The 8309-nt window shown below is 70.3% G+C and carries 5 protein-coding genes and 1 pseudogene; 2 read left to right on the forward strand and 4 right to left on the reverse strand.

Features of this window, described 5'->3' with window-relative positions:
• Positions 1 to 20 precede the first annotated feature (20 nt).
• Together ACFC8N_RS45545 and ACFC8N_RS45550 are read right to left on the reverse strand one after the other, a co-directional pair.
• Positions 21 to 2372: a SpoIIE family protein phosphatase gene (locus ACFC8N_RS45545; RefSeq protein WP_376295550.1), complete on the reverse strand. Its 2352-nt coding sequence runs from the start codon at positions 2370 to 2372 to the stop codon at positions 21 to 23.
• 389 nt (positions 2373 to 2761) lie between these two features.
• On the reverse strand, positions 2762 to 2974 hold the full coding sequence (locus ACFC8N_RS45550; protein WP_362817040.1) for a hypothetical protein: 213 nt from the start codon (positions 2972 to 2974) through the stop codon (positions 2762 to 2764).
• On the opposite strand from ACFC8N_RS45550, the gene ACFC8N_RS45555 reads away from it, so the two are divergent.
• The gene (locus tag ACFC8N_RS45555; protein ID WP_376295552.1) at positions 2973 to 3140 is read left to right on the forward strand and encodes a hypothetical protein; all 168 of its coding nucleotides are present in this window, start codon (positions 2973 to 2975) and stop codon (positions 3138 to 3140) included. The two genes, ACFC8N_RS45550 and ACFC8N_RS45555, sit on opposite strands and share 2 nt — an antisense overlap.
• A gap of 301 nt (positions 3141 to 3441) precedes the next feature.
• Here ACFC8N_RS45555 and ACFC8N_RS45560 read toward each other — a convergent pair whose 3' ends face one another.
• Entirely contained in the window at positions 3442 to 3999 is a 558-nt protein-coding gene (locus ACFC8N_RS45560; RefSeq protein ID WP_376295554.1) for a DinB family protein, read from the reverse strand.
• 743 nt (positions 4000 to 4742) lie between these two features.
• A complete protein-coding gene (locus ACFC8N_RS45565; protein ID WP_376295556.1) occupies positions 4743 to 7520 on the reverse strand; it encodes an AAA family ATPase in 2778 nt (925 codons plus the stop codon).
• 534 nt (positions 7521 to 8054) lie between these two features.
• Here ACFC8N_RS45565 and ACFC8N_RS45570 point away from each other — a divergent pair.
• A pseudogene (locus tag ACFC8N_RS45570) lies at positions 8055 to 8309 on the forward strand (hypothetical protein); the annotation flags it as partial.

The raw sequence follows: 8309 nt of genomic DNA on the forward strand, positions 1-8309 counted from the left end.
CGATTCGTCGCCGCAGCGGCCTATAGGCGCTGTTGGGGGAGGCATTGCTCGGTCCAGACCGTCTTCGCGTCGTTGGTGTAGCGGATGCCCCAGTTGTGTGCGAGCTGGGCGCAGATGAACAGGCCGCGGCCGCCCTCGTCGACCGACCGTGCGTGGCGCAGCCGCGGGGCGGAGGTGCCGCGGTCCTGGACCTCACAGGTGAGGGCGCGGTCGTGGATGAGGCGCAGCAGTACGGGTGGGGCGCCGTACCGCAGGGCATTGGTGACCAGCTCGCTGACGATTTCCTGTGTGTCGTAGGCGGTGTCCTCGTCCAGGCCCCAGGCCGCGAGTTGGTGCCGGGCGTGCCGCCGTGCGAGGGCAGGGGCGGTGGGCTCCGCGTCCAGCGCCCAGGTGGCTACGCGGTCGGCGGGGAAGGGGCGGGTGCGGGCGAGGAGGAGGACGGCGTCGCCGGGCAGGGTGTCGGCGCGCAGCCGGTACAGGACGTCGTCGCACAGGTCCTGGAGGGGCCGATCGGTGTCGGCGAGCATGCGCCGGAGCGACTGCGGGTCGCTTGTGCCGTCCTCGCCCCGTACGGCGGACAGGAGCGAGGTCGTGTAGAGGGCGAGTACGTCTCCGTCGGCCAGGGCGACGGTGGTGGTGGCGTACGGGGGCCCTTCTCCGACGCCGAGGGCACCACCGGTGGCCGGCTCGACCACTTGGGTGCTGGGACCGGGGCCGACGATGACGGGCGGCGGGTGTCCGGCGGAGGTTATGGCGCACGTGTGAGTGAACGGATCGTAGAGCACACACAGGCAGGTCGCGCTGAGGGGCTGCGTGCGCAGGGGATCGCCCCGAGGCAGCGCCCTGCGCTCGCGCACGAGACGCGCCGTGGCGTCGTCGAGCCGGGCGAGGAGCTCGTCGGGTTCGAGGTCCAGTGCGGCGAGCGAGGCCATGGCGGTCCGCAGCTGCCCCATCGTGACGGCGGTGTGGATGCCGTGCCCTGCGACCTCCCCGACCACCAGGAGCGTTCGGGCGCCGGACAGGGCGCAGGCGTTCGACCAGCCGCCCGCACCCCGTTCGTCGGCCACATGCAGGTTGGCGGTCTCGATCGCGGTCTGCGACGGAGGTGCGGGAGGCAGCAGATGGCGCTGCAGTGCCGCCGCGATGGTGTGCTCGCGGGTGTAGCGGCGGGCGTTGTCGATGCCCAGGGCGGTGTGTGTGGCCAGTTCCAGTGTGAGGGCGAGTTCCTTCTCGTCGAAACCGTCGGATCGCTTGGTGCGATAGAGGCTCAGCAGCCCGAGCACCTTTCCACGCAGTGTCAGTGGTGCGACGAGCAGGGCGTGCGCGCCGGATGCGCGAATTGCCTCGGCCCGCGTCGGATCGGCCGCCAGCCAGGGCGTGTCGGGGCCCAGGGCAATCGTGCGGGGCCTGAGGTCGGCCAGGGCCTGCGCGTACGGGGTCGGGAACGGCAGTGCGCGGACGTCTCCCACCGGATGCGCCCGGGCCTGCCGGTCACCGCCGCTGTTCCCGAAGGCGGCCCGGCGTAGCGGCACATCCCGTCCCAGAGGACTCAGCGGTGGCTCCTCTCCCCGCACCACAGGCTCCACCACTTCCACCACGGCGACATCGGCGAACCCAGGAACCAGCGCGTCGACCAGCCCCTGGCAGGTGGCCACCACATCCAGGGTCTGTCCCACCCGCTCCCGGACGGCATACAGGGCCTGGACTCCGCGGTGTGCCTTCTCCTGACCGGTCACGTCGTGTGCCACGACCACCGCCCCCGGTGCATCGTGCAGGGGCAGCACCGAGACGGTGTGCGTGTGCTGGGGCACGCTCTTCGGTTCAGCCCGCATCACGTGGTCCGTCATCGACGTACCGTCCGTCATGGCCTGGCGCAGGATGTGCGCCAGTTCGCCGGGGGATGAAAGGGGCCACACATCGGGCAGGGGGCGTCCTTGGATCTGCCGTGCGCTCGCGCCGGACAGGGCCTGCGCGGGATCGTTCGCCGACACGACGTGCAGCTCTTCGTCCACCACGAACAGAGCCCCTGCCATGTGGGTGGACACCGCATCGAGCACCGCGCTCTCGATGCCGGGAGCCATCCCGTCCGCAGGTAGGAGGAAGATCCTCCACGTCACCGAACCGTCCTCGCTCAGCACCGGCTGCACGCGCAGGCCACCGTCGGCGACTCCCGCTGCGCCATCACGCAGGGCGTCGTGCCCGCCGCGCTCCGCGGCATCACCGCCCGGTGCGGCGACAGGGCTGACCAGGTCGGTCACCGGCCGCCCGATCACCTCGCCCGCCGGGTGCCCCAGCAACTCCTCCGCCTGGTGGCTCCACGGCACGACCACGCCTTTACCGTCCACGATCATCAGCGGCGTCTCACCGGCCACGGCAACCACCTCCGTCTTCCAGCTTGCCCGGTGGCCAAGGGCTGCGCCGCCGCAGATCGACTCCCAGCTGCGGCTCTGCACGAAGGGCGCTACGAGAGAACCGTTACGACCGCCACCGCCGGACCGCATCGAAGCGCGGGCGCCGACGACACGGGGCTGACCGGCGGATGCTTGCGGCCCACGCCGGTTCCGGCTTGGCTTACGGCGTCCCCAGGATCAGCGCCCGGGTGCGTGACGCCGATGAACCAGTGAACGATGAGAGAGCCGCTCGGCTGATGAGGTCACCGCGGATCGCCCGGCCGCGGCGGAGGCTGCGTCGCCGACGCCGGGCCGCCCCAGCATCGTCAGCCGTGGCGACATGGTCGTCATCAACGACATGAGGTCCGGTCTCATGGGCTGGGTGTCATGCGCAGTTCGACCCAGACGAGTTTGCCGGCGGGTGGCCGGTCCTGGCCATCGGCCTTGAACGCATCGGCGTCAAGATCGCACATACTCTGGGTGCCGACGTCACTGGTTTCAGCCACAGCGAGAACAAGCGGGAGGGCGCCGAGCGGCTCGGCGCGGACCACTTCCACTCCACCGACGACTTTGGTCGGCTCCATGATGGGCGGCAGCCGGGAGGCCCAGGAGATTCTCGACTTCTGCGCGGCCCACGCGCTCGACTCAGGCATCGAGTTGGTCAGTGCAGCGGAGATCAGCGAGGCCTTTAACAGGGGGGTGGAGAACGATGTCCGCTACCGCTCCGTGATCGACGCCTCGACCGTCTGAAGCGGCTTTAGGTTGTACGGCGTGGGGCGAGCGTGCCATCCGTAGGCCGCACCAGCTCGGCGTGCCGTGTCGGTGGGCAGCGGCGGGTCCTGTTCGGAGCCCGCCGCTGCGCCGTGCCCGGCGTGAGGGCCGCTCCCATCCACGCCCTGTCCTGTGACGCCGGTTCACGGCGTGGGCCGAGCTACGCCGTGGGTGTTGTGAGGGATTTGGGGGGACAGGTCGGGTGGAAGCAGGGGAGGTGTCGCGATCCGGCCGTGGTCCTGTTGACGGCCCGCCTGACAGCCCTTCACCGCGCCGTCGGTCAGCCCATGCTCTTGGCGCCGTCCAGGGACTCGCGGATGATGTCGGCGTGGCCGGCGTGCTGAGCGGTCTCGGCGATGATGTGCATCAGCACCCGGCGGGCCGACCACTGCGCGCCGGGCTCGAACCACGGGGCTTTCGGCAACGGCTGCGCGGTCTCCAGGTCGGGCAGAGTGGCGACCAGGTCGTCTGTCCGGCGGGCCACCTCGGCGTAGTCGGCCAGCACACCAGCCAGCGTCTCACCGGGCAGCAGCCGGAACTCGTCGGCCCGCCGGGCCCAGTCGGCCTCGGTCATGGCCGTGAAGTCTCCCAAAGCCGACGGGCCGTTGAGGATGAACTCTCCCCAGTTCCGCTCGACCGCGGCGACGTGCTTGATCAAGCCGCCCAGGCAGAGCTCGCTGGCGGTGGTCCGCAGCCCCGCCTGCTCATCGGTGAGGTCACGGGTGGTGAAGCGCAGGTAGTGCCGGTGCTTGGCCAGCATCTCCAGCAATTCGGCGCGCTCACCGGTGACGGCCGGCTCCCCAGCCAGGTCGCGGGTGGTCAGCTCGTTGGAGGTCATGGTCTCCGCCTTCCGGTGTTCCTGTTCCGTCGGTCAAGGCCCACACTAGGAGCCATTGCGGTCAGATGCTGTCCTAAATTGCCAGTTGCCAAGGACAAAGGACGGACCGCAGTGACGACCAACTCTCGGCACTCGTACTGCCGCAGGCTGCCGCCCGGGCCGAGAAGACAGCTCATCTGGTTGGTCGGCGGCAGGGAACGAGCATCGAGCGATGCCGGGCGACGGACTGTACCGGCCTATCGGCGCCGCATTCTGCATGTCGAAACACGGCCCGCCGCCATCACGCTCTGGTGGGACTGGTGTGATCAATGTCGATGAGAAGCGATGTCACTGCATCGCGAACTCGTCGGCCGGCCGACGTGGCTTTGTAGGGCCCGGCCCCGTTGGCGGAGGTGGGGCTCGGGTCGGTGGGGTGATCGGTCCGCGAGTCTTGATCGCCGCAGGGCGCCGGGAGTGAGGTCGAGACGCGAGTTGCGCAGGGAACGTCCGGCAGCGCAGCTCACTCACCGGTCAGGCCCGCTGCTGCCTGAGTGCACCGACCGCCGAGCCATCACGCACGAACGGCATCTGTGCGTCGCCTTGGACACCTGCACGGACCACGACCGTCGGCTCCGCCCCGCCCCACCCATCCCCGCACCAGCGGCCTCCTCACTCCGTGGCGGCAGGAAAGACAGCCCGGGAGACCCCGCTGCCCGGGATGTCACTCTGTCGCGACCCGGGCGACTTACGTGTGCTGGGCGGTGTCAGTGCCGTAGTTCCCCGGTGTCCGCATGGTGCGGCTCTGCTGTCCGCTCTTCCCACTGCGCAGTGGTGCGCGGTTCATTCGGCCGCAGGCCCGCTGCGGCGATCTCCGCGCGCGCCCGCGCCGCGAGGCCTTCTGCGCCGCACCGATCCGCCACATCAGCACCCTCGAAGAGGAGTTCCGCCGCTCGCTCGGCACGGCCGCAGCGTCTGAGGGCGATGGCGAAGTCAACCAGTGCCTCGGCGTACAGGTACTGGTTCGGGGACTTGCTGAGCGTCTCCACCGCGCGCGCCAGCAGCACGAGGGCGTCCCCGTCCTCGGACACCGCCGCGCTGAAGCGCAACGCCTCACCTTTGGCGGTGGGCGTGCCGTAACGCTCCGCTCGGCGCAGTGACTGCGCTGCGAGAGCGCGGGCGCTCGTGGGCTCGTCCGGGGCGAGGGCGAGGGCGAGGTGTCCCGCCCAGGGACACCAGGTCGGGTTGAGTATGCCCTTGGCCTCCAGTCGTTCCCCAGCGGCGGTGAGTTGGGCGATGGCTTCCTCACGACGGCCACGGGCGAGCAGCAGGCGCCCGTACAGCGCCTGGGGGTCCGGGAAGACCACCGCGTTGGGGTAAGGGGGCGCGAAGTCGTGCATCTCGGCGACGCTCAGCGCTTCCTCGCTGTGGCCGCGGGCCAGCAGGACGTCGAGCAGCAGACCGACCGCGTACCACTTGGCGGGCAACCTGGGGCCGACGCGGTCGGCCAGCCGGACCGCCTCACGCGCGCAGCGCTCGGCCTCGGCGAGCATTCCGCGCCGGAAGTGGACCAGGCCGAGGAGGTTGAAGCCGAAAGAGAGGTGAGCTCCGCTCCAACCGACCTGCTGGCATTCGGCGATGGCGGAGCTGAACAGTTCCTCCGCACGGTCGCACTGGTCGGCGTACATGTATCCGAGCGCGGTGATGCTGGGCAGTTCGAAGCCCCAGTCGGGGTCGGTGTAGCTGAGCCCCACGGCGCGTGTGGCGACGGCCAGCGCGCGTTCGGCCGGCTCACCGCGCAGCGTGGCGTCCCAGGTACGCAGGCACAACAAGGCCTTCTCTCCGACGTTCTGCCCGGACAGATGCTCGGCGAGCCGCGCGAGTCGACGGGAACGTACAGGCGCCTGTACCTCCTGCGCGTCGAAGACCCGCCACAGGTGGTGCGCGGCCTGCAGGCGCAGCCGCGCCCCGTACGACCGTGTGTGGGCGGCCTCGGCCCCCACCACAGCGGCTGCCTCGCCGAGCTGGTCGTTGTGGGCGAGGGCCTGGGCCAATCGGAAAGTGGCGTCCTCTCTGAGCGCGGGGTCGAGGTCGGGAAGCTCCAAGGCCGCAGAGAGGTGGTTGACCGTGGTGGCCGGGGAGGTGAGCAGAGCAGAGCAGCCGAGCTCGTAGAGCACCGCCGCGCGCTCCTCGGCCGGGGGCGGTTCGCGCAGCGCACGCTCCAGGCAGCGATGAGCGGCGTCCGGGGCGCCTTGGCGAAGGTTCTCCCGCGCGGCCGCGCGCAGTTGCTCGACGGTCTGTGGGTCGTTGCCCGGATGGGTCTCCAGCAGGTGCCGGGCGGCGACAGTGATGTTCAGGCCCGCGTCGATCACCGCACAGGCGGCCTGCCCGTGAATGGCGGTGCGCATCGCCGAAGGAATGGCCCGGTACACGGCAGTGGCGATGAGGGGGTGGACGAACTCAAGCGTCCTGGTGCCGGTCAGGATACGAGCGACGCGCAGTGTGTCCGTGGCGTCCTGAGCCTCGGCCGGTGGCAGCCCGGCCACCGAAGCCACCAGTTCGGGGGAGATCTCGGTACCGAGTACCGCTGCCGCCCAGGCAAGCCGCACGGCCCGGTTGCCGAGCTTCTCCAGTCGCTTGACCAGTCCGGTGCCGCGGGAGGACGCACCAAGGACTCGCAGCAGATGGGCCGACTCCTCGGAGGGGGTGAGACCTCGGTCCTGGACCTTGGCGACGAGTTCGACGGTCTCGTAGGGGTTACCGCCGGTGACGGCCCAGCACTCGCGGCAGAACGGATCGTCCGCCTCCGGCCCGAGTGCGCCGCGCACCAGCTTTGCGACCGACTCCGGGCTGAGAGCGCGCACGGTGATCGGATGCGAGCCGCGGCCGCCGACCAGTTCACGGAACGCCTCGGCCTCGGCGGGCAGTTCGTCCGGGCGGTACCCCAGGACGATCAGGACGGGAAGTTCCTGCACTCGCACGGCGAACGTGGCCAGCCAGGTGAGGGACTCCGCATCACCCCAGTGAGCATCGTCGACGACCATGACGATCGGCGCCCTGCGCACGGCGAGTTGGGTGAGCACCCAGTCCAGCCCGTCCCGGACGCCCTGTGGATCCGGCACGGCGCTACCGGCCTGCTGCGCGAAGAGGCCGACGGCCGGCCCCGCGATCTCGTACCAGCCCCCGAAGATCTCGCGACGCTCGGCCTCGGCGCAGGACGCCAGGACAGGCTGCAACAACTGCCGGACGACGTGGAAGGGAACCGTAAGCTCCTGCTCGCTGCCGCGCGCGGACAGGACCGTGCACCCGTGGGCGGCGGCCATGCCTCGGATCTCCGCCAGCAAAGTCGTCTTGCCCAGCCCCGCGGCGCCGCTCAAGAACAGCAGCCCGCCACCTGAACCACCGCCGTCCGCCGAGCGGTTGCACAGCGCCTCAACTGCCGCCCGCGCGGCGGCAACTTCAACGTCACGCTCGTACAGGGGCGTTCCGGCCCGGCTGGGGCCTGCCGAACCAACTCGCCTCTCGCTGCGCTCCTGCTCCGGCACCCTATTCCCCTCGCTCCCCAGCCTGTTGGCCAGCCTAGCGAAGTGGGGCGCTCCGTGGCCGAAATGTGCAGGAATCGTGTCGATGGCCTTCCCGGCGGGGAGGAGAAGTGGTATGCCGTGTGTGCCGCCGCAGGGGGTACCGGTCGAGTCGCAATCCCGACGCGCCGCCTGCTCGGTGACCACACAAGTCCGCGGCAGGACGGGGCGGTTCGGGTCTTCAACCGCGCGGACAAGCTGCCGATGCGACGTGCTCGGGCCAGTGCTCGTAGCGGCGATGGCGACGCCGGCGTTCGATGAGCCGTGCGATGGCGCGTTCGACGATCCGGCGATGAAGGTCCCGGCGCGTCTGACGGGAACTTTCACCGCCTCTCCTCCGTTCGCCCGCGACTCCCCAGGCATAGTGGGGTGTCGCACGTGAGAGGCCTCCAAAAACATGAGTCCTTCCTCTTGTGCGCGCAGCGCGTGACCGCGCTCAGTATCGGCCTGCGTGGACACGGCCGAGCAAGTACACGTTCCAACGGGGGATATCGCACCATGCGTTCCATATCTGTGCCCTTCGCACGTCGACGCGGACGGCAGCGCACCGTTCTCGCCACCACCGGGCTCGCCGCGGCCCTCGCACTCACCGCGACCGCCTGCGGCGGCTCCGGTTCGCACACGGCGAACGCCGCCGCAGGTGCCACCGCTTCCCAGCCGGCCGACGGCGCCGACGGCAAGGTCCAGGTTCCGGCCGGCCTCGCGAACAAGCTGAAGGAGCACGGGATCGACGTCTCCCAGTGGGAGAACGGC

Source organism: Streptomyces sp. NPDC055966 (genome assembly GCF_042269865.1).
In the GTDB taxonomy this organism is placed as follows: domain Bacteria; phylum Actinomycetota; class Actinomycetes; order Streptomycetales; family Streptomycetaceae; genus Streptomyces.

What these genes read in the sequence shown, in the direction of transcription:
- ACFC8N_RS45555 (WP_376295552.1), top strand. Translation starts at nt 2,973, where the DNA reads ATGATGGGCGGCAGCCGGGAGGCCCAGGAGATTCTCGACTTCTGCGCG.
- ACFC8N_RS45550 (WP_362817040.1), bottom strand. Translation starts at nt 2,974, where the DNA reads ATGGAGCCGACCAAAGTCGTCGGTGGAGTGGAAGTGGTCCGCGCCGAG.
- ACFC8N_RS45560 (WP_376295554.1), bottom strand. Translation starts at nt 3,999, where the DNA reads ATGACCTCCAACGAGCTGACCACCCGCGACCTGGCTGGGGAGCCGGCC.